This window comes from Lysinibacillus sp. FSL L8-0126, assembly GCF_038630385.1.
GTDB lineage: Bacteria > Bacillota > Bacilli > Bacillales_A > Planococcaceae > Lysinibacillus > Lysinibacillus fusiformis_D.
The window spans coordinates 1,687,850-1,708,954 of sequence record NZ_CP152028.1 but is presented as its reverse complement, the minus strand read 5'-3'; the positions used below and the strand labels follow the sequence as shown (position 1 = coordinate 1,708,954).

The following is a 21,105-nucleotide window of genomic DNA, read 5'->3' as shown; positions in this document are numbered from 1 at the left end:
TATTTACTAGTTAGTCGATTACTGCACCTGATTTTTTTGCAACACGAACTTTTTTACCGTTTTCGATTTTATAACCTACACGAGTCGGCTCGCCAGATTTAGGATCGATTAGCATTACGTTCGAAACGTGAATTGCAGCCTCTTGGCTTACAATCCCACCTTGTGGATTCAATTGGTTAGGTTTAACGTGCTTTTTCACGATATTAACGCCTTCAACAAGAACGCGGTCTTGTTTAGGGAAAGCAGCTAGGATTACTCCTTCTTTGCCTTTGTCCTTACCAGTGATAACCTTAACCTTGTCACCTTTTTTTACATGCATGCTGTCGCACCTCCTTGATTGGCACTATCATGAAATTAAAGAACTTCTGGAGCTAGAGAAACGATTTTCATGAAGTTGCTGTCACGTAATTCACGTGCAACAGGTCCGAAAATACGAGTTCCGCGTGGTGATTTATCATCACGAATAATTACACAAGCATTTTCATCAAATTTGATGTACGTACCGTCTTTACGACGTACGCCTGATTTAGTACGAACGATAACAGCTTTAACAACGTCACCCTTCTTGACAACGCCACCTGGTGTTGCTTTCTTAACTGTACAAACAACGATATCACCGATGTTAGCAGTTTTACGGCCAGAGCCACCAAGCACTTTAATTGTAAGAACTTCACGTGCACCTGAGTTGTCAGCAACTTTCATACGACTTTCTTGTTGGATCACTTAGGTTACCTCCCTTCGGAAATGGTTGTTCCGAAATAGTTATTAAATAATAACCGCTTTTTCTACAACTTCAACTAGACGGAAACGTTTAGTAGCTGATAGCGGGCGAGTCTCCATGATACGTACGATATCACCGATTTTCGCTTGGTTTTGCTCATCATGAGCTTTAAACTTTTTAGAGTATTTTACACGTTTACCGTAAAGCTTGTGCTTTTTGTGAGTTTCAACTAAAACAGTAACAGTTTTGTCCATTTTATCTGAAACAACGCGGCCCGTGTAAACTTTGCGTTGATTACGCTCAGTCATACTTGAAAACCTCCTTTATCAGTTATTTGCACTGATTTCTCTTTCACGAATAACAGTTTTCATACGCGCGATTGCTTTACGCACTTCACGAATACGAGCTGTGTTTTCTAATTGACCAGTCGCCAATTGGAAGCGAAGGTTGAAAAGCTCTTCTTTCAGTGATTTCACTTTTAATTCAATTTCAGAAGTGGCAAGGTCACGGATTTCATTAGCTTTCATTAGATTCACCACCAGTTTCTTGACGTTTTACGATCTTACATTTAACAGGAAGCTTATGTGATGCTAAACGAAGTGCTTCACGTGCAATCTCTTCAGATACACCAGCAATTTCGAACATAATTTTTCCTGGTTTTACTACTGCTACCCAACCTTCAGGAGAACCTTTACCAGAACCCATGCGGACTTCTAGAGGTTTTTTAGTGTAAGGTTTGTGTGGGAAGATTTTAATCCAAACTTTACCGCCACGTTTCATGTAACGAGTCATCGCGATACGTGCAGATTCGATTTGACGGTTAGTAATCCAGCTAGCAGTTTGAGCTTGTAAGCCCCACTCGCCGAATGATACTTCTTTGCCGCCTTTCGCTTCGCCACGCATGTTGCCGCGGTGTTCACGACGGTATTTTACGCGTTTAGGCAATAACATATTATTTGCCTCCTTCCACAGATTTCTTCGTAGGAAGAACTTCACCACGGTAGATCCATACTTTAACGCCTAATTTACCGTAAGTAGTGTCAGCTTCTGCGTGTGCATAGTCAATGTCAGCACGTAGAGTATGAAGTGGAACAGTTCCTTCACTATAGTGTTCAGCACGCGCGATATCAGCGCCACCTAAACGACCAGATACTTGTGTTTTAATTCCTTTTGCACCAGCACGGATTGTGCGTTGGATCGCTTGCTTTTGCGCACGACGGAATGATACACGGTTTTCTAATTGACGAGCGATGTTTTCAGCTACTAGACGAGCGTCAAGATCTGCACGTTTAATTTCAATGATGTTGATGTGTACGCGTTTACCAGTTAACTCGCTAAGGTATTTACGAAGGTTTTCAACTTCAGTACCACCTTTACCGATTACCATACCTGGTTTCGCAGTGTGAATTGTAATGTTTACACGGTTTGCAGCACGTTCGATTTCTACTTTAGAAACAGAAGCGTCTTTAAGAGCCGTTTCAATATATTTACGCACTTTGATGTCTTCGTGAAGTAGAGTTGCATAGTCTTTTTCAGCGTACCATTTTGACTCCCAGTCACGAATAATACCAACGCGCAGTCCTATTGGATGTACTTTTTGACCCACGGATTAACCCTCCTTCTTCTCAGATACCACTAGAGTGATGTGGCTTGTGCGTTTGTTAATTGCGCTTGCACGTCCTTGCGCACGTGGACGGAAACGTTTTAAAGTTGGACCTTCATCAACGAACACTTCAGAAACTACTAAAGAGTTGATGTCAAGATCGTAGTTGTGCTCAGCATTAGCAACTGCAGATTTTAATACTTTCTCAACGACTGGAGACGCCGCTTTTGGAGTATGACGTAAAATTGCAACTGCTTCACCAACTTGCTTACCTCGGATTAAGTCTACAACTAGACGTACTTTACGAGGAGCAATACGTACTGTGCGAGCGATAGCTTTAGCTTGTGTCATTAGGATTTACCTCCTCTCAAAATTAGCGTCTTGTTTTCTTGTCGTCTGCACCGTGACCTTTGTAAGTACGTGTCGGTGCGAACTCACCAAGTTTATGGCCTACCATATCTTCTGTTACGTATACAGGAACATGTTTACGTCCATCATATACAGCAATCGTTAAACCGATGAAGTTCGGGAAGATTGTAGAACGGCGTGACCAAGTTTTGATAACTTGTTTTTTCTCAGAAGCCTCTTGTACTTCCACTTTTTTCATTAAGTGGTCATCAACAAAAGGTCCTTTTTTCAAGCTGCGACCCATGTAGGAACCTCCCTCCGTGATTCCACCACGGCTCTCACATAGAACCGTAGTTTAACCACTTTATTTTTTACGACTACGGATGATAAATTTATCCGATTTGTTTTTCTTCTTACGAGTTTTGTAACCAAGTGCTGGTTTACCCCAAGGAGTCATTGGTGATTTACGTCCGATTGGAGAACGTCCTTCACCACCACCGTGTGGGTGATCGTTAGGGTTCATTACAGAACCACGAACTTCTGGGCGTTTACCTAACCAACGGCTACGACCTGCTTTACCGATGTGTACAAGTTCGTGTTGTTCGTTACCAACTTGACCGATTGTAGCGCGGCAAGTAGCTAACACTAAACGTACTTCACCAGATTGAAGACGAACGATTACGTACTTATCTTCACGACCAAGTACTTGAGCAGAAGTACCAGCAGAACGTACTAATTGTCCACCTTTACCAGGTTTTAACTCGATGTTATGGATTGTAGTACCCATTGGAATGTTTGCTAATGGTAATGCATTACCTACTTTAATATCAGCATCTGGACCAGAAACGATTGTTTGACCAACCTCTAGACCTTTTGGTGCTAAGATGTAAGCTTTTGCTCCATCAGCGTAGTTGATTAATGCGATATTCGCAGAACGGTTTGGATCATATTCAATAGTAGCAACTTTTGCCGGAATGCCATCTTTAACACGTTTGAAATCGATAACACGGTATTGCTTCTTATGACCACCACCATGATGACGAACAGTGATTTTACCTTGGTTGTTACGACCAGCTTTGCGTTTAGTTGGTTCAAGCAATGATTTCTCAGGCTTGTTAGTTGTAATTTCCGCAAAGTCTAATGACGTCATGTTACGACGACCATTAGAGGTAGGTTTATACTTTTTAATCGCCATTGTGTTTTCCCTCCTTCTTGAGTGTTCAAATCATAAATCCATTAAGGATTACACTTCGAATAATTCAATTTCTTTGCTATCAGCAGTTAATTTAACAATCGCTTTACGACGTTTGTTAGTGTAACCACCGTAACGGCCAACACGCTTGAATTTACCTTTGTAGTTAAGAACGTTTACTTTCTCAACTTTTACGCCAAAGATTTCTTCTACAGCGTCTTTTACTTGAGTTTTGTTAGCGCGAGTGTCTACTTCGAAAGTATACTTTTTCTCTGCCATAAGTTCTGAAGAACGCTCAGTAATGACCGGACGTTTTAAAATATCACGTGCTTCCATTATCCAAGCACCTCCTCAACTTTTTCTACTGCAGATTTAGTGAATACAACTTTGTCGTGACCTAATAGATCAAGAACGTTGATTCCATTTGCAGTTAAAACTGTTACACCTGGGATGTTACGAGCAGATAATGCTACGTTTTCATCTAGGTCAGCAGTTACGAATAAAGATTTTTTCTCTAAAGAAAGATCTTTAAGAATTTTTGTGAATTCTTTTGTTTTTGGTGCTGCTAGAGTTAGAGCATCAAGAACTAAGAAGTTTTGTTCTACTACTTTAGCTGATAAAGCAGATTTAAGAGCTAAGCGGCGAACTTTTTTAGGTAATTTATAAGAATAGCTACGTGGAGTAGGACCGAATACGATACCACCGCCGCGCCATTGTGGAGAACGGATAGAACCTTGACGAGCACGACCAGTTCCTTTTTGACGCCATGGTTTACGACCACCACCAGCAACCTCAGAACGGTTTTTAACCTTGTGATTACCTTGACGAAGAGAAGCACGTTGAGCTACTACTGCGTCGAATAATACTGCTTCATTTGGCTCGATTCCGAAGATCGCATCGTTTAATTCGATTTCACCAACTGAAGCACCTGTTTGACTAAGTACAGATACTTTTGTCATTCCTGTTTCCTCCTTTCTTGAAGTGATTACTTAGCTTTAATTGCAGTTTTTACTGTAACTAGAGCTTTTTTAGAACCAGGAACATTACCTTTAACAAGTAGTAAGTTACGATCAGCATCAACTTTCACGATTTCTAAGTTTTGGATTGTAACTACATTGCCACCCATTTGACCAGGTAATTTCTTTTGTTTAAATACGCGGTTCGGAGCAACTGGACCCATTGAACCAGGACGACGGTGGTAACGAGAACCGTGGGCCATAGGACCACGAGATTGTCCGTGGCGTTTAATAACACCTTGGAAACCTTTACCTTTAGTAACACCTGTTACATCAATTACATCGCCTTCTGCGAAAATTTCTACTTTGACTTCTTGACCAACTTCGTATTCTCCAACGTTCACGTTGCGGAATTCACGAATGAAGCGCTTAGGAGCAGTGTTCGCTTTTGCTACGTGACCTTGTTCAGGTTTGTTAGAAAGCTTAACGCGCTTGTCTTCGAAACCAACTTGAATTGCTTCGTAGCCGTCTGTTTCAACAGTTTTCTTTTGAAGAACTACGTTTGGCGCAGCTTCGATAACTGTTACCGGGATTAAATCGCCGTTTTCAGCGAAAACTTGTGTCATACCAATTTTTCTACCTAAGATTCCTTTAGCCATTTGTCACACCTCCTGTAAGTTTTGAAAAGTTATATTATTTTTACCATTAAAGTTTGATTTCGATATCAACGCCAGATGGTAAATCAAGTTTCATTAACGCATCAACAGTTTGTGGTGTTGGGTTAACGATATCGATCAGACGTTTATGCGTACGCATCTCGAATTGTTCACGAGAATCTTTGTACTTGTGAACCGCACGAAGAATTGTGTACACAGACTTCTCAGTTGGAAGTGGAATCGGACCTGATACACTTGCACCTGAACGTTTTGCAGTTTCCACAATTTTCTCAGCAGACTGATCTAAAATACGGTGATCATACGCTTTTAAACGAATACGAATCTTTTGTTTTGCCATTATTTTCCCTCCTTCTCGCCTATTTTCTAGACATTCTCCACGAAAATTTTCCCACACACCGCCATGGCAAAGCGGCCGGGTGTGTCGGCAACCTCTCGCTTCATCGCAGTCAAAGACCAACATTCAACATTATATACAATAAAAAAAGAATAAGCAAGTCTTTTCGCTAAATTCTTTTAAATGTTGTAGATATTCTTAGTACTACTACTTCTTCGCTTTATTAAGCCGTTTATTAGTATATAAAATTTTATTACATATTGCAATAGTTAAGGTTGTCATATCAACATTTCCGTACTTTTCAAACAATTCTTTAAGAAAGTAGTTTCTATAGATAAGAAACTACTTCTTATTTTATAGAAAGAATACACATGCCATCCAACCAAACAGGATCAAAGGGATATTAATAAAAACAAATGTCGGTACACAAGTATCCCAAATATGATGATGTTGTCCATCTACATTTAAGCCTGCTGTTGGTCCTAACGTAGAATCTGAAGCTGGAGAGCCTGCATCGCCTAAAGCACCTGCTGTACCAATTAAACAAAGAATCGCTAATGGACTCAATCCCAACCCTTGTGCAAGAGGAACAAATAACGTAGCAATAATAGGTACTGTAGCAAAAGATGAACCAATACCCATCGTCACAACTAATCCAATGACTAGCATGATAAAGACAGCGAGACTTCTATTACCTTTCAGCACAGCGATTGAGCTTGTAATTAAGCTATCCACATCCCCAGTAGCATTAATAACGGCTGCGAAGCCATTGGCCGCAATCATGACAAAGCCAATAAAGGCCATCATCTTCATCCCTTCAGAGAGAATGTCATCTGCCTCTTTCCATTTAAGTGCACCTGTAAAATACATCAACATAATCCCTGTAAACGAACCGACAATCATTGAATCTGTTAATACTTGAGCACAAAGTGATGCGACTAATGCAAGAGCTGTAGAAAACATCACAAACTTACTGACGTTCACGTTTAAAGATTCCGTCTCTACTTCATTGTGCTTATACTGTCTTGGCTTGCGGTATACAACAAAGGCGACAAGCAGCCCAATCAGCATTCCTAGCACCGGAATCGCCATTGCTACCGGTACATCACGTGAAGATACAGCCATTCCAGCCTCTGACACTTGTGTAGCAACGATATCTTGAAAAATGGCTCCGAAACCAGCTGGCACGAAACTATAAGTACCGATTAAGCCTACTGCAATTAGGACCGCAATGATACGTCGATCAACCTCCAACATATTTAATATTTTTAAAATAGGAGGAATCAATAATGGAATGAAGGCAATATGAATAGGAATAACATTTTGAGATAAAATAGACATCACGAAAATAAGGAAAAAAATTAAAACCTTCACTAAGCCTTTTCTATTACTTTCGCCATTTAAAATTTTTAACATCCCTGCAATCATCAATTTTGGTATTCCAGTTTTGGCAATAGCAATAGCAAAGCCACCAAGGAGACCATAACTCAATGCAATAGTGGCCCCTGCGCCTAACCCTTCTGTAAATGATTGTACTGTTGCCTCAATGCCCATTCCACTTGTAAGACCACCTACAAAAGCTCCTAGTACTAAGGAAAGAACGACATTGATGCGAAGCAAGCTTAATATCAACATAACGGCTACCGCCGCAATTACTGCATTCATTGTTACACTTCACTTTCATACACTAAATTACTAACATGTTAAACTTTATTATTCTGATATTTGAAAGTCAATAGTTTTCACAATTTCAATATGTTTATATAAAAAAACAGTGTAAAGGATTAATCATTACACTGTTTTTGAGTTTCTTCATATTTAATTGTTACAACGATTCACGAACAACTTTTTTATAATAGCCAACCGAAAGTATGCCAAAGATCGTATATAACGCTACGTAACAGCACATCGCAATCCACAAGGGAGCCGTTAACTCTGTACCAAATAAGAACCATCCTGACTTAACAGCAAAGTAGCTATGCAATAATCCAATAACTAATGGGACACCAAAATTAAAGGCCTGTTTCATATAAATGCCTTTCATGATGTCTTTCTCGGCAAAACCAATTTTTCTGAGTATTGTATAGGAACTTCTTTCTTCCTCTGCCTCAGACATTTGTTTAAAGTATAGAATACTACCAGTTGTCATTAGAAATGCTAATCCTAAAAATGCTGTTGTAAAAATCGTAAGACCTAATGTTTCAATATTATCTTTACGTTTTTCTTCAAAGGAAGATTGTGTATATTGCTGTGTCTTACCATCACCTTCTACAGCCGTAATAACTCCTGCATTTGTTTGAATATATAATTTCTCTGCTGTTTCTAATTCTTCTTTTGCTGTTATTGTAATGGTCGTTTGTTGATGCCAAGGATAAAGCGCTGCTTGCGTAGTTAAACTTGTAAACATGTCATCTGTCACAACAAAGATAGGTCCGCCACCTCCAGCCGTGACAATACCACTTATAACACTTTTATCATGAACATCTACTACATGGAAAGTTTCTTCAAGCTCTCCTGCAGATACCACTACATCACGATCTTTTTCTAATGGAAACATTTCAGCCATATAACCGCCATAGTTGGTTAAGATAACATCGTTGCCTGATAGCGATGCTTCAGGAACGCTTTGCTGATAATCAGAAAGCGGGATAGTATAGATTGTTCCTTCCATATCATATAAAGGATTGTCCTGCTGCTTTTTAGACATTAATTGACCTACAGAGGCTGTTACTCCTTGTAAACGATAATCTACTTTATCATACGTAATGTTATTTTTCTCTAACTCCTCTAAGAAGGTCTGACCCTGCTCTTCTAGCAATATGAAATCACCAGGTACTTGGCTATAAGCCGATGCCTCTGAGGAATAGTAGGCGATATAGGATAGCGTCGTTACACCTAGAGACACACCTGTTAATACAGTGATAAGTGTTAATGACTTTGCGTTGCTCTTCATGCGATGCATAATCGGTGTTAATGCTAATACATCCTTGATAGATAAATGCCCTTTTTTCTTCAAGCGAATAGTATTCATAATAAAGGCTACGGAGAAACGAAAGACAAGAAATGTACCACCAATAGTCGTAGCTAAAATTATCATCATATTGATAAATAAATGACCAGCTGAATCAATATCAAATAGCTTTGTTGACGCATAGTAGCCGTAAGCAATCAGCACAAGACCCATAAAGCCAATTGCCATTTGTAATGCACTAAAACGTCTCACACGCTCGTCTGCTTGTTTTGCCGCGCTAAACAGTGATAATAATGAAACACGATGAATCATCCAAGCCATCTGTACAAGAACAATAACCAAAAGAATAGCAAACACGATCATCGACTGCTGTAATGCCTGTGTACTAAATGTCATGGTTACAAGAGCTTCTTTTTCAAGGACACGTAGTAAAATCATAGCAAATACGCGTGAGCTAAAGAAACCTACCAGCATCCCTAGAATAACAGCACCAATAAATAAGAGAATGTTTTCAATCGCTAGTAAACGCACGATTAGCCCCTTTGTCATGCCTATCAATTGGTACAAGCCTATTTCCTTACTACGACGTTTCATAAATAAATGATTTGCATATAGGACGAAGAATAAAACGATAAAATAGAGAATATAAGTGGCTGCTTTAAATCCTGCCGTAGCCGTTCCACTCATTTGAACAGCATCCCATACCTCAGAATTATTTTGCAATGTAACAAAGGAAAAATACAAAGTAACACTAAAAATAAGAGCAAAGAAATATAGATAGTAGTGCTTCATATTTTTCTTCATGCTTCTAATCACTAGCTTACTAAGACTCATACCCGTCACCGCCTAGCACACTTTGCGTATGCATGATTTCTTGGAAAAATGCCTGCCTTGTTTTATCACCCTTATAAAGTTCACTATAGATCAGGCCATCCTTTAAAAATAAAACACGTGTGCAGAAGCTTGCAGCTACTGCATCATGTGTAACCATCATTATTGTCGCTTCTTTCGTCTCATTAATGTTTTGGAGATTTTGGAGCAAGGCTGTAGCCGATTTAGAATCCAATGCACCAGTAGGCTCATCTGCAAATACCAACGATGGGGTCGTAATAAGTGCACGTGCAGCAGAGGTACGCTGCTTTTGTCCACCAGATATTTCATTGGGATATTTATTTAAAATTTCTGTAATACCCAATAGGGATGTTAGCTCTTTCACTCGGCTTTCCGCAACAGCTTTTGGTAACTTACTGATAGCTAATGGCAGAAGGATATTTTCCTTTACTGTGAGGGTATCCAGTAAATTATAATCTTGAAATATGAATCCTAGCTGCTCTCGTCGAAAATTCGCTAATGCCTTTTCTTTCATATCACGCAAATTATGACCGTTTATTTCAATTACACCTTCTGTTGCGAAATCTATAGAACACAAGACATTTAAAAGTGTTGTTTTACCTGAACCTGAAGGTCCCATAATGCCTACAAACTCACCTTTATTTACTTCTAAATCAATACCCTTTAGCACTTCTTGAGCCGTTGATTTTTTGCCATATACTTTCTTTATTTTACGACCAATTAAAACTGTCACGTGATAACGCCCCTTTCTATAATCCAAGTGTACCCTGTCATAGCTATTCATTCGTGCGTTTTACATGACAATATAAAAAGGTAGGTGACAATTTCGTCATCTACCTGTTAGTTTGACATATTCATTTTGTAAGGGAAAACGCAGTGTAAATAATGAGCCGTCTCCAACATTCGATTGAACATAGATGCGAATCCCGATTTTTCGGGCTGCATTGGATGCCAAATAAAGACCCATTCCTGTAGATTGTGAGGATTCTCTTCCCGCTGTTCCCGTATACGATTTTTGAAAAATTCGAGGTAAATCCTCTAAAGGAATACCTATACCTACATCTTTTATATGTAATAATGTCGCACCTGTTGGGTCATGTTCAGTGAAAATTGTGACCTCAGAATTTACTGGACTATATTTTATGGCATTTGAGAGAATTTGCCGAACAATAAACGCCAGCCACTTGCCATCAGTCAGAACCGTATCTGTAAGCTCAGCGACTTCAAAGCCAATACCTTTTTCAATACACCAAGCCTGCATACCCCTGATTTCTTTATAGACAATCGGTTTCAGCTCGACCTCATTTAAATAGTTGTCCTTTTCAATAGAGGCTAATCTTGTTTGATGTAGCTGTTGATCGACTAAAAGATGTAGTCTCAGCCATTCATTCTCTAACTTTCGGCGCAGTGATACATCCTCAATATGCTCTAACAATAAATTAATCGTTGTTAAAGGGGCCTTTACTTCATGAACCCAAGCCAACAGCTCATCCGAATACTCTTGTAGTTGCACTTTAGCTTGATTTAACTCCATGTTCTTCTCATAAAAGACACTTTCTATTTTTTGAAAGCATGCTTCCTGAAAAGGAGTTAAAACTAGTCTGTTTTTATGTGCTTCATCAAGGTAGCCGTCCATATTTCCCAGGAAATCTTTTAATTTCCCAACTTCATTGACATAACGCCACACAAAAAAGAGCGTAAAACTAACAAGCAAACTAATGTTTACATACCATATTGAAATACTATTTAAACCAACATCTAAAGAAAATAGCACATTTAGAAGTGTAAAAATGAAAATAAAAAAACCAATCCATGCAAAGCGTTCTCTTATAAATAATAATAGCATGTTTTTCACGTCCTCTGGCTGACTGCCATATATCCAAGTCCTTTTTTAGTTAGAATCACTTCTGGTAAACCAATATCCTCTAGCTTTGTACGTAATCGATTAACATTTACCGACAAAGTATTATCATTGACAAAACGTTCATCATCCCAAAGCTTTCTCATTAATTCGTCTCTTGAAACAATCTGATTAACCTGTTCCACTAAAATTCGTAAAATGAAGAGCTCGTTTTTCGTTAAGGAAGCAGTAGCCCCATTAAACACAATCTCACTCCTTGTATAATCAATAACGGCATTATTAAAACGAGTAACGTCCATTTTCTCCTCAACATAGTCATAGGTTCTTCGTAAAATCGCCTGTGTTTTCGCGAGTAGCACTTCCATATGGAATGGCTTTTGTATAAAATCATCTGCTCCCATTTGCATAGCCATCACCATATCCATTGGATGATCTCGAGACGAGAGAAAAAGGATGGGTACTTTGGATAAATGACGTATTTCTCGACACCAATGAAAGCCATCATAGGCAGGTAATTGAATATCAATCAGCACAAGGTGTGGTTTCTCCTCTATAAAATTGTCCATCACCTTTTGAAAATTTTTAGGACCAACCACTTGTAATGACCAATGTGCAAAACGCTCTTGAATCATGTTAAAAATGGATGGATCATCTTCAATGAGCAAGATTTTCATGTCCATGTTCAATTCCCCTTTTCTTTATTTCTCCTAGATGACATGCTAGCTGTTATGTATACATACACTAATTAAAATCATTTGATTTCCCTTATTTTAACACAAAAAACCAATCTGTAAGCGTCCCTACAGATTGGTTTGATAATTAGCGAAAGCTAAAATTATTTTTGGATAGAAGCAACTACGCCAGCGCCTACAGTACGGCCACCCTCACGGATAGAGAATTTAGTACCTTCTTCAAGAGCGATTGGAGCGATAAGTTCAACTGTCATTTCGATGTTATCACCAGGCATTACCATTTCAACGCCTTCTGGTAAGTTACAGATACCTGTTACGTCAGTTGTACGGAAGTAGAACTGAGGACGGTAGTTAGAGAAGAATGGAGTATGACGGCCACCCTCTTCTTTTGATAAAACGTAAACTTCAGCTTTGAAGTTTGTGTGTGGAGTGATTGAACCTGGTTTAGCTAATACTTGACCACGTTGGATTTCTTCACGAGCAACACCACGTAGTAAAGCACCGATGTTGTCACCAGCTTCAGCATAGTCTAATAATTTACGGAACATTTCTACACCAGTTACAGTAGTAGATTTAGCTTCTTCAGCGATACCGATGATTTCAATTACGTCACCAACTTTAACTTGACCACGTTCAACACGGCCAGTTGCAACTGTACCACGACCAGTGATAGAGAATACATCCTCTACTGGCATCATGAATGGTTTGTCAGTTTGACGTTCTGGAGTTGGGATGTAAGAATCTACAGCGTCCATTAATTCAACGATTTTTTCTTCCCATTCTGGTTCACCTTCAAGAGCTTTAAGAGCAGAACCTTTGATTACAGGAATATCGTCACCTGGGAAGTCATATTCAGATAGTAGATCACGGATTTCCATTTCTACTAATTCTAATAATTCTTCGTCATCAACCATATCACATTTGTTCATGAATACTACTAAGTATGGAACACCTACTTGACGAGATAAAAGGATGTGTTCACGAGTTTGTGGCATTGGGCCATCAGCAGCAGATACTACTAAGATACCGCCGTCCATTTGTGCAGCACCAGTGATCATGTTTTTAACATAGTCAGCGTGTCCTGGGCAGTCAACGTGTGCATAGTGACGAGTTTCTGTTTCATATTCTACGTGAGAAGTGTTGATTGTGATACCACGCTCTTTTTCTTCTGGAGCGTTATCGATGTCAGCGTATGATTTAGCTGTACCACCCATTTTTTTAGAAAGAACTGTAGCGATTGCAGCAGTTAAAGTAGTTTTACCATGGTCAACGTGTCCGATTGTACCAATGTTAGCATGCGTTTTAGAACGGTCAAATTTTTCTTTAGCCATTAGAGATTGCCTCCTCAAAATTATATGTTTTATTTTTGAAATTTATAGAATGAATGCCGATAGAGAACGGGCCCATCCCCTATCCTGCAATCATAGCTTACAAATTAGTTATACTTTATGCAAGATGAAAATTCAATTATTCACCTTTATTTTTTTTGATGATTTCAGCAGCAATTGATTTTGGTACTTCTTCATAATGATCGAATGTCATTGAGAATACACCACGACCTTGTGTTGCAGAACGAAGTGTTGTTGCATAACCAAACATTTCTGCTAAAGGAACCATCGCACGAACAACTTGTGAGTTACCACGAGCATCCATACCCTCAACGCGTCCGCGACGAGAAGTAATGTTACCCATGATATCGCCAAGGTATTCTTCTGGAATTACAACTTCTACTTTCATCATTGGTTCTAAGATAACAGCGTCACATTGTTTCGAAGCTTCTTTAAGAGCCATAGATGCAGCAATTTTGAACGCCATCTCATTCGAGTCAACGTCATGGTAAGAACCGAATACTAATTTCGCTTTAATGTCGATTAGAGGGTAACCAGCTACTACACCGCGGTCAAGAGAGTCACGAAGACCTGCTTCAACTGCAGGAATGTATTCACGAGGAATTACACCACCAACGATAGCGTTTTCGAATTCAAATCCTTTACCTTCTTCATTTGGAGAGAACTCAATCGTTACGTCTCCGTATTGTCCACGACCACCAGATTGGCGAGTGAATTTACCTTGAACTTTTGCAGAGCTACGGAATGTTTCACGGTAAGATACCATTGGAGCACCTACGTTAGCTTCTACTTTAAATTCACGGCGCATACGGTCAACTAAGATATCAAGGTGAAGTTCACCCATACCTGAGATGATTGTTTGTCCAGTTTCTGTGTCAGTATGAGCACGGAAAGTTGGATCCTCTTCTTGAAGTTTTTGTAAAGCTTGACCCATTTTATCTTGGTCAGCTTTTGATTTTGGTTCTACAGAAAGAGAAATTACTGGCTCAGGGAACTCCATTGATTCAAGAATAACTAGGTTCTTCTCGTCACAAAGAGTATCACCAGTAGTAGTGTCTTTAAGACCTACTGCTGCTGCGATGTCTCCAGCAAATACTTTTGAGATCTCTTCACGAGAGTTAGCGTGCATTTGTAGGATACGACCTACACGCTCACGTTTACCTTTAGAAGAGTTTTGCACGTATGAACCTGAATCTAATGTTCCAGAGTACACACGGAAGAAAGTTAATTTACCTACGAATGGGTCAGTCATAACTTTGAATGCAAGAGCTGAGAATGGCTCTGCATCAGAAGATTTACGTTCTAACTCTTCGTCACCATCTACTGAAGTACCTTTGATTGCTGGTACATCAACTGGAGATGGTAAGTAATCGATAACGGCATTTAACATTGGACGTACGCCTTTGTGTTTGAATGCTGTACCACAGATTACTGGGTAGAATTCTACTGCGATTGTAGCACGACGGATCGCTGCTTTAAGTTCCGCAACAGTAATTTCTTCGCCTTCTAAATATTTTTCCATGATTTCTTCATCAACACTTGCAACAGCGTCGATTAGTTTTTCACGGTATTCTTCAGCTTGTGCGCGGTATTCTTCAGGAATTTCTCCTTCAGTTACTGCTGTACCTTTTTCGTCGCCATAGAAAGTAGCTTTCATCTCAACTAGGTCGATGATTGCTGAGAATTGATCTTCAGCTCCGATAGGTAATTGGATAGGGTGAGCGTTTGCTTGTAAACGATCATGTAGAGTTCCTACAGAATATAAGAAATCTGCTCCTGTTTTATCCATTTTGTTAATGAATACAATACGTGGAACACCATAAGTTGTAGCTTGACGCCATACAGTTTCAGTTTGAGGCTCAACACCAGATTGAGCATCTAGTACTGTAACAGCACCGTCAAGTACACGTAATGAACGTTCTACTTCTACAGTGAAGTCTACGTGTCCAGGAGTATCGATGATGTTTACACGATGGCCTGCCCATTGGGCTGTTGTTGCAGCAGAAGTGATTGTAATACCACGCTCTTGCTCTTGCTCCATCCAGTCCATTTGAGAAGCGCCTTCATGAGTTTCACCGATTTTGTGAATCTTACCAGTGTAATAAAGGATACGCTCAGTTGTTGTTGTTTTACCAGCATCAATGTGAGCCATGATCCCAATATTACGAGTATTCTCAAGTGAGAATTCGCGTTTCATAGGAAATTTCTCCTTCCATATTGGGGTAAAGACTGTATAAGAGACCTTGTGTTAGCTAACTGGCTAACACATAGGTTAAATTACCAACGGTAGTGAGCGAATGCTTTGTTCGCTTCTGCCATTTTGTGCATGTCTTCACGTTTCTTAACTGATGCACCAGTGTTGTTAGAAGCATCAAGAATTTCGTTAGCTAAACGTTCTTCCATAGTTTTTTCACCACGAAGACGAGCATAGTTAACTAGGTAACGAAGACCTAAAGTTGTACGACGTTCTGGACGTACTTCAACCGGTACTTGGTAGTTTGAACCACCAACACGGCGAGCACGAACTTCAAGAACTGGCATTACGTTGTTTAGAGCGGCTTCGAATACTTCAATTGGATTTTCACCAGAACGTTCTTTAACAAGTTCGAACGCACCGTATAAAATCTTTTGAGAAGTACCTCTTTTACCATCAACCATCATTTTATTGATTAAACGAGTTACTAGTTTTGAACTATAAATTGGATCTGGTAACACGTCACGTTTGGAAACAGGACCTTTACGAGGCATGTGTTTTCCTCCTTTCGAATAGTTATCGATTATTTTATAAAGTTGGCCTTTTCGTATTTGTCGATCAAATATCAAATCTGCTAGCAAGATTCGATATTTGTGACAATTAGTATGAGGCTCAGTATTAAATAACGTTATTTAACGTTAAATTATTTTTTTTCTTTAGGGCGTTTTGTTCCGTATTTAGAACGTGATTGTAAACGACCGTTTACACCAGCTGTATCAAGAGCTCCACGTACGATATGGTAACGAACACCCGCTAAGTCTTTTACGCGTCCGCCACGGATAAGAACAACACTGTGCTCTTGTAAGTTGTGGCCTTCACCTGGGATATAAGCTGTAACCTCAATTTGGTTAGTTAAACGTACACGAGCGTATTTACGTAACGCTGAGTTCGGTTTACGAGGTGTCATTGTACCAACACGAGTACAAACACCGCGTTTTTGTGGTGATTTAACATCAGTTAAAGATTTTTTAAATGAGTTATATCCTTTGTTTAACGCTGGTGATTTTGATTTCGTGATTTTAGATTGACGAGGCTTACGTACTAATTGGTTAATTGTAGGCATCGATATTTCCTCCCTTCATTTATTCCTTGTTAATACCACACATCCAGGTGGTTCATTTTTTGGGTAAAAACAAAGTCTTTGTGTTTAATACACAAAAACTACTCTACAGTAATCGCAACTACCGCAGCTCCAACATGGATTCCACAGGCCTTGCCCAGTTCCTTTTTCGACTCAACAAGAATAACTGGTATACCGATTTCTCTCGCGAAAGATATGGCCGAATCGGTTACCCAATTGTCTGCATCAAGTGCCACAAGAAGTTCTTTCACTGAACCGGCTCGCATTGCTTTTACTGCTTGCTTTGTACCTATGATTGTTTGACTAGCCCTTACTTTATCATAAGACATTTTCATATCCTCCGAAGTACAGACAGTTAACTATCAACCTTCAATATATTATCATTACCAATTTACACTGTCAACTAATATCTTTAAAAAGTCCGAAGAGACGGTGAAATTCCATCTCTTCGGTCCTATTTTAATGTCTATTCGGCAGAAACAACTTCTGTGTCAAGCTCATCTTTTTCGATGCGGATTTGACGGTAACGTTGCATACCAGTACCTGCTGGAACAAGTTTACCGATAATTACGTTCTCTTTTAATCCAAGAAGCTCGTCACGTTTACCCTTAATTGCTGCATCTGTTAACACACGTGTTGTTTCTTGGAACGATGCTGCAGATAAGAATGATTCTGTTTCAAGAGAAGCTTTTGTAATACCCAGGATAACAGGACGACAAGTTGCAGGATTTTTGCCATTCATAACAGCATCTGCATTTGCCTCTGCAAATTGGTGGATATCTAGTAATGAACCTGGTAATAAATCTGTATCTCCAGCTTCAATTACACGTACTTTACGAAGCATTTGGCGAACCATTACCTCGATATGTTTATCACCAATTTCTACCCCTTGCATACGGTATACTTTTTGAACTTCTTTTAATAAATATTCTTGAACAGTTGAAACATCTTTGACTTTTAACAATTGTTTTGGATCGATAGAACCCTCTGTTAAAACTTGACCACGCTCTACATTATCACCTTCGATAACTTTTAAACGTGCATTATAAGGTGCTTGATACTTACGCGTTTCTACGTCACCTTGAATAGTAATTTCTTTTAAGCCTTCACGAATTTCTGTGATATCTGAAACAGTACCTGTGATTTCTGAAATAACAGATTGACCTTTTGGATTACGTGCTTCAAAGATCTCTTGGATACGTGGAAGACCTTGTGTAATATCATCTCCGGCAACCCCACCTGTATGGAATGTACGCATTGTTAATTGTGTACCTGGTTCACCGATTGATTGAGCTGCAATAATACCAACTGCCTCTCCAACCTCAACCTTTTCACCTGTTGCCAAGTTCATGCCGTAACATTTTTTACATACGCCATGTTTTGTATTACATGTAAATGCTGAACGGATTGTCACTTCCTCGATACCTGCTTCAATAATTGCACGAGCAACATCTTGGTCGATTAAACCATCTCTTCCTAAAATAACTTCACCCGTTTCAGGATGTACGATTGTTTTCTTCGTATGACGACCAACAATACGTTCATCTAGAGCTTCAATCAGTTCTGTGCCTTCCATTAATGCACCAATTGTTAAGCCACGGTCAGTACCACAGTCATCTTCACGTACAATAACATCCTGTGCAACGTCAACAAGACGACGTGTTAAGTAACCTGAATCGGCAGTTTTAAGGGCTGTATCGGCAAGACCTTTACGAGCACCGTGAGTAGAGATGAAGTACTCTAATACTGTTAAACCTTCACGGAATGAAGATTTAATTGGAAGTTCAATAATACGACCAGCCGGGTTGGCCATCAGACCACGCATACCAGCTAACTGCGTAAAGTTAGATGCGTTACCACGGGCACCTGAATCAGACATCATGAAAATTGGGTTTGTTTTCTCAAGTGACTTCATCAGTTTCGCTTGAATTTCGTCTTTCGCAGCACTCCAGCTTGAGATAACACGATCATAACGTTCATCCTCTGTAATGAAACCACGACGGAATTGCGCTTGAACTTTATCCACTTTTTCTTGAGCTACAGCTAAAATTTCACCTTTATCAGGTAATACCACGATGTCAGATACACCTACAGTAATACCAGCACGTGTTGAATATTTAAATCCTAGGTTTTTCATGCGGTCAAGCATTTTAGATGTTTCAGTAATGTGGAAACGTTTAAACACTTCAGCAATGATATTTCCTAAGAATTTTTTACGGAATGGATTTACAACTGGTACTGATGCAAAATATTTACGCAATACAGCTGTACGTTGTGCATCAATTTTCCCTTTTTCATCTAAATTATTATAAGCGCTATCTGATTCAAGCTCTTTCAGAGTATCTTCGTCAATTACTAAATTAGCGAAGTATTTCTCTGGTGTTACTTGCTCTAAGTTGAAATCAGTTGGCTCATTAATATAAGGGAATGATTTTGGCAAGATTTCGTTAAAGATTACTTTACCAACAGTTGTCAATAGGAACATATTATTTTGTTCTTCTGTGAATGTTGGGTTATTTAACGAACTTGCTTTAATCGCGATACGTGTATGCAAATGTACATGACCTGTATCATATGCAATTAAGACTTCATTTGGACCATAGAAAACAGTACCTTCACCACGAGCATCTTCACGTTCAAGTGTTAGGTAGTAGTTTCCTAATACCATATCTTGAGAAGGTGTTACAACAGGTTTACCATCTTTTGGATTCAAGATGTTTTGTGCTGCAAGCATTAGAAGACGAGCTTCTGCTTGAGCTTCTGCTGATAACGGTACGTGAACCGCCATTTGGTCACCATCGAAGTCAGCGTTATACGCTGTACATACTAATGGGTGAAGACGAATAGCACGACCTTCAACTAGTGTTGGTTCAAATGCTTGAATACCAAGACGGTGAAGCGTTGGTGCACGGTTTAGTAATACCGGATGCTCACGAATAACATCTTCTAAAACGTCCCAAACGTCATTGTTTAAACGTTCAATTTTACGCTTAGCAGATTTAATGTTATGAGCAAGACCACGCTCTACTAACTCTTTCATTACGAATGGCTTGAATAATTCGATAGCCATTTCTTTTGGTAAACCACATTGGTACATTTTTAAGTTTGGACCTACTACGATAACGGAACGACCAGAATAGTCAACACGTTTACCAAGTAAGTTTTGACGGAAACGACCTTGTTTACCTTTCAGCATATGTGAAAGTGATTTTAGTGGACGGTTACCAGGACCTGTTACAGGACGTCCGCGACGACCATTATCAATTAATGCGTCAACAGCTTCTTGTAGCATACGCTTTTCGTTTTGTACGATGATGCTTGGCGCACCTAAATCTAATAAACGTTTTAAACGATTATTACGGTTGATTACACGACGGTATAAATCGTTTAAATCGGAAGTTGCAAAACGACCACCATCTAATTGCACCATTGGACGAAGCTCTGGTGGAATAACAGGTAGAACATCTAGAATCATCCATTCAGGTGAGTTACCTGAGTTACGGAAAGATTCAACAACTTCTAGACGTTTGATAGCACGAGTACGTCTTTGACCTTGTGCAGATTTTAACTCTTCTTTTAAAGAATGTGTTTCATCCTCTAAGTCAATTTTGCTTAATAGTTTTTTGATTGCTTCTGCACCCATTGCAGCTTCGAATGTGTTGCCGAATTTTTCACGGTATGCACGGTACTCTTTTTCAGAAAGTAATTGTTTGCTTTCTAAATTAGTAGCACCCGCATCAATCACAACATATGAAGCAAAATAAATAACTTCTTCTAATGCACGTGGTGACATATCTAGGATTAGACCCATACGGCTTGGAATACCTTTGAAGTACCAGATATGAGAAACTGGTGCTGCTAATTCGATGTGTCCCATACGTTCACGACGAACTTTAGCGCGTGTTACTTCAACGCCACAACGGTCACAAACTACGCCTTTATAGCGTACACGTTTATATTTACCACAATGACATTCCCAATCTTTAGTTGGACCAAAGATACGTTCACAGAATAAACCATCTTTTTCTGGTTTTAATGTACGGTAGTTAATTGTTTCAGGCTTTTTAACCTCACCATATGACCAAGAACGAATCTTGTCAGGGGATGCTAAACCGATTTTCATATATTCAAATTCATTAACGTCTATCAAGGAGCCTACCTCCCTCTAGTATAGGTCTTTATAAAGACTCTTTTACGCAGCTCGATAATCGCTT

The 21,105-nt window shown here is 39.3% G+C and carries 24 protein-coding genes; all 24 read right to left on the bottom strand.

Features of this window, described 5'->3' with window-relative positions; genetic code table 11:
- Positions 1-10: 10 nt before the first annotated feature.
- Positions 11-319 carry a 50S ribosomal protein L24 gene (gene rplX / locus MHI34_RS08240; protein WP_004233652.1) on the bottom strand — a complete coding sequence of 103 codons (309 nt, stop codon included), beginning with the start codon at positions 317-319 and terminating at the stop codon, positions 11-13.
- A 35-nt stretch (positions 320-354) separates the two neighbouring features.
- Positions 355-723 carry a 50S ribosomal protein L14 gene (gene rplN, locus MHI34_RS08235; protein WP_004233650.1) on the bottom strand — a complete coding sequence of 123 codons (369 nt, stop codon included), beginning with the start codon at positions 721-723 and terminating at the stop codon, positions 355-357.
- Positions 724-765: 42 nt separating this feature from the next.
- Entirely contained in the window at positions 766-1,029 is a 264-nt protein-coding gene (gene rpsQ, locus MHI34_RS08230) for a 30S ribosomal protein S17 (RefSeq protein ID WP_008181723.1), read from the bottom strand.
- A gap of 18 nt (positions 1,030-1,047) precedes the next feature.
- A complete protein-coding gene (gene rpmC, locus MHI34_RS08225) occupies positions 1,048-1,248 on the bottom strand; it encodes a 50S ribosomal protein L29 (RefSeq protein WP_004233646.1) in 201 nt (66 codons plus the stop codon).
- The gene (rplP, locus tag MHI34_RS08220; RefSeq protein WP_025116437.1) at positions 1,238-1,672 is read right to left on the bottom strand and encodes a 50S ribosomal protein L16; all 435 of its coding nucleotides are present in this window, start codon (positions 1,670-1,672) and stop codon (positions 1,238-1,240) included. Before rplP ends, rpmC begins: the two co-directional genes overlap by 11 nt.
- 1 nt (position 1,673) lies before the next feature.
- Positions 1,674-2,327, bottom strand: coding sequence for a 30S ribosomal protein S3 (gene rpsC, locus MHI34_RS08215; RefSeq protein WP_025116438.1), 654 nt, complete (start codon positions 2,325-2,327; stop codon positions 1,674-1,676).
- 3 nt (positions 2,328-2,330) lie between these two features.
- The gene (gene rplV / locus MHI34_RS08210; protein ID WP_004233639.1) at positions 2,331-2,675 is read right to left on the bottom strand and encodes a 50S ribosomal protein L22; all 345 of its coding nucleotides are present in this window, start codon (positions 2,673-2,675) and stop codon (positions 2,331-2,333) included.
- 22 nt (positions 2,676-2,697) lie between these two features.
- A complete protein-coding gene (gene rpsS, locus MHI34_RS08205; RefSeq protein ID WP_008181911.1) occupies positions 2,698-2,976 on the bottom strand; it encodes a 30S ribosomal protein S19 in 279 nt (92 codons plus the stop codon).
- A 60-nt stretch (positions 2,977-3,036) separates the two neighbouring features.
- The gene (gene rplB / locus MHI34_RS08200) at positions 3,037-3,867 is read right to left on the bottom strand and encodes a 50S ribosomal protein L2 (RefSeq protein ID WP_036124661.1); all 831 of its coding nucleotides are present in this window, start codon (positions 3,865-3,867) and stop codon (positions 3,037-3,039) included.
- 48 nt (positions 3,868-3,915) lie between these two features.
- Positions 3,916-4,200: a 50S ribosomal protein L23 gene (rplW, locus tag MHI34_RS08195; RefSeq protein WP_036124663.1), complete on the bottom strand. Its 285-nt coding sequence runs from the start codon at positions 4,198-4,200 to the stop codon at positions 3,916-3,918.
- Positions 4,200-4,823 carry a 50S ribosomal protein L4 gene (rplD, locus tag MHI34_RS08190; RefSeq protein WP_004233626.1) on the bottom strand — a complete coding sequence of 208 codons (624 nt, stop codon included), beginning with the start codon at positions 4,821-4,823 and terminating at the stop codon, positions 4,200-4,202. Before rplD ends, rplW begins: the two co-directional genes overlap by 1 nt.
- Before the next feature lie 26 nt (positions 4,824-4,849).
- Positions 4,850-5,479 carry a 50S ribosomal protein L3 gene (rplC, locus tag MHI34_RS08185; RefSeq protein ID WP_036124665.1) on the bottom strand — a complete coding sequence of 210 codons (630 nt, stop codon included), beginning with the start codon at positions 5,477-5,479 and terminating at the stop codon, positions 4,850-4,852.
- A gap of 46 nt (positions 5,480-5,525) precedes the next feature.
- Positions 5,526-5,834: a 30S ribosomal protein S10 gene (rpsJ, locus tag MHI34_RS08180; protein ID WP_004233624.1), complete on the bottom strand. Its 309-nt coding sequence runs from the start codon at positions 5,832-5,834 to the stop codon at positions 5,526-5,528.
- A 351-nt stretch (positions 5,835-6,185) separates the two neighbouring features.
- Entirely contained in the window at positions 6,186-7,496 is a 1,311-nt protein-coding gene (locus MHI34_RS08175) for a Na+/H+ antiporter NhaC family protein (RefSeq protein WP_342504329.1), read from the bottom strand.
- A 160-nt stretch (positions 7,497-7,656) separates the two neighbouring features.
- Positions 7,657-9,636 carry an ABC transporter permease gene (locus MHI34_RS08170; RefSeq protein ID WP_058845121.1) on the bottom strand — a complete coding sequence of 660 codons (1,980 nt, stop codon included), beginning with the start codon at positions 9,634-9,636 and terminating at the stop codon, positions 7,657-7,659.
- Positions 9,626-10,387, bottom strand: a complete 762-nt coding sequence (locus MHI34_RS08165) for an ABC transporter ATP-binding protein (RefSeq protein WP_036123701.1) — start codon at positions 10,385-10,387, stop codon at positions 9,626-9,628. The genes MHI34_RS08170 and MHI34_RS08165 overlap by 11 nt, the downstream gene beginning before the upstream one ends.
- A 96-nt stretch (positions 10,388-10,483) precedes the next feature.
- Positions 10,484-11,500 carry a sensor histidine kinase gene (locus tag MHI34_RS08160; RefSeq protein ID WP_036123704.1) on the bottom strand — a complete coding sequence of 339 codons (1,017 nt, stop codon included), beginning with the start codon at positions 11,498-11,500 and terminating at the stop codon, positions 10,484-10,486.
- Between the two features lie 5 nt (positions 11,501-11,505).
- Entirely contained in the window at positions 11,506-12,195 is a 690-nt protein-coding gene (locus MHI34_RS08155) for a response regulator transcription factor (RefSeq protein WP_080717086.1), read from the bottom strand.
- A gap of 155 nt (positions 12,196-12,350) precedes the next feature.
- The gene (tuf, locus tag MHI34_RS08150) at positions 12,351-13,538 is read right to left on the bottom strand and encodes an elongation factor Tu (protein WP_036123706.1); all 1,188 of its coding nucleotides are present in this window, start codon (positions 13,536-13,538) and stop codon (positions 12,351-12,353) included.
- 136 nt (positions 13,539-13,674) lie between these two features.
- Entirely contained in the window at positions 13,675-15,753 is a 2,079-nt protein-coding gene (gene fusA / locus MHI34_RS08145) for an elongation factor G (protein ID WP_036123709.1), read from the bottom strand.
- Between the two features lie 80 nt (positions 15,754-15,833).
- Positions 15,834-16,304, bottom strand: coding sequence for a 30S ribosomal protein S7 (rpsG, locus tag MHI34_RS08140; RefSeq protein WP_036123710.1), 471 nt, complete (start codon positions 16,302-16,304; stop codon positions 15,834-15,836).
- A 149-nt stretch (positions 16,305-16,453) separates the two neighbouring features.
- Positions 16,454-16,873 (bottom strand): 30S ribosomal protein S12, encoded by a 420-nt coding sequence (gene rpsL, locus MHI34_RS08135; protein WP_010860613.1) that lies wholly within the window; start codon positions 16,871-16,873, stop codon positions 16,454-16,456.
- Positions 16,874-16,971: 98 nt separating this feature from the next.
- Complete coding sequence (locus MHI34_RS08130; protein ID WP_036123715.1) at positions 16,972-17,220, bottom strand: ribosomal L7Ae/L30e/S12e/Gadd45 family protein; 249 nt, start codon at positions 17,218-17,220, stop codon at positions 16,972-16,974.
- 137 nt (positions 17,221-17,357) lie between these two features.
- Complete coding sequence (gene rpoC / locus MHI34_RS08125) at positions 17,358-21,041, bottom strand: DNA-directed RNA polymerase subunit beta' (protein ID WP_058845122.1); 3,684 nt, start codon at positions 21,039-21,041, stop codon at positions 17,358-17,360.
- Between the last annotated feature and the right edge of the window lie 64 nt (positions 21,042-21,105).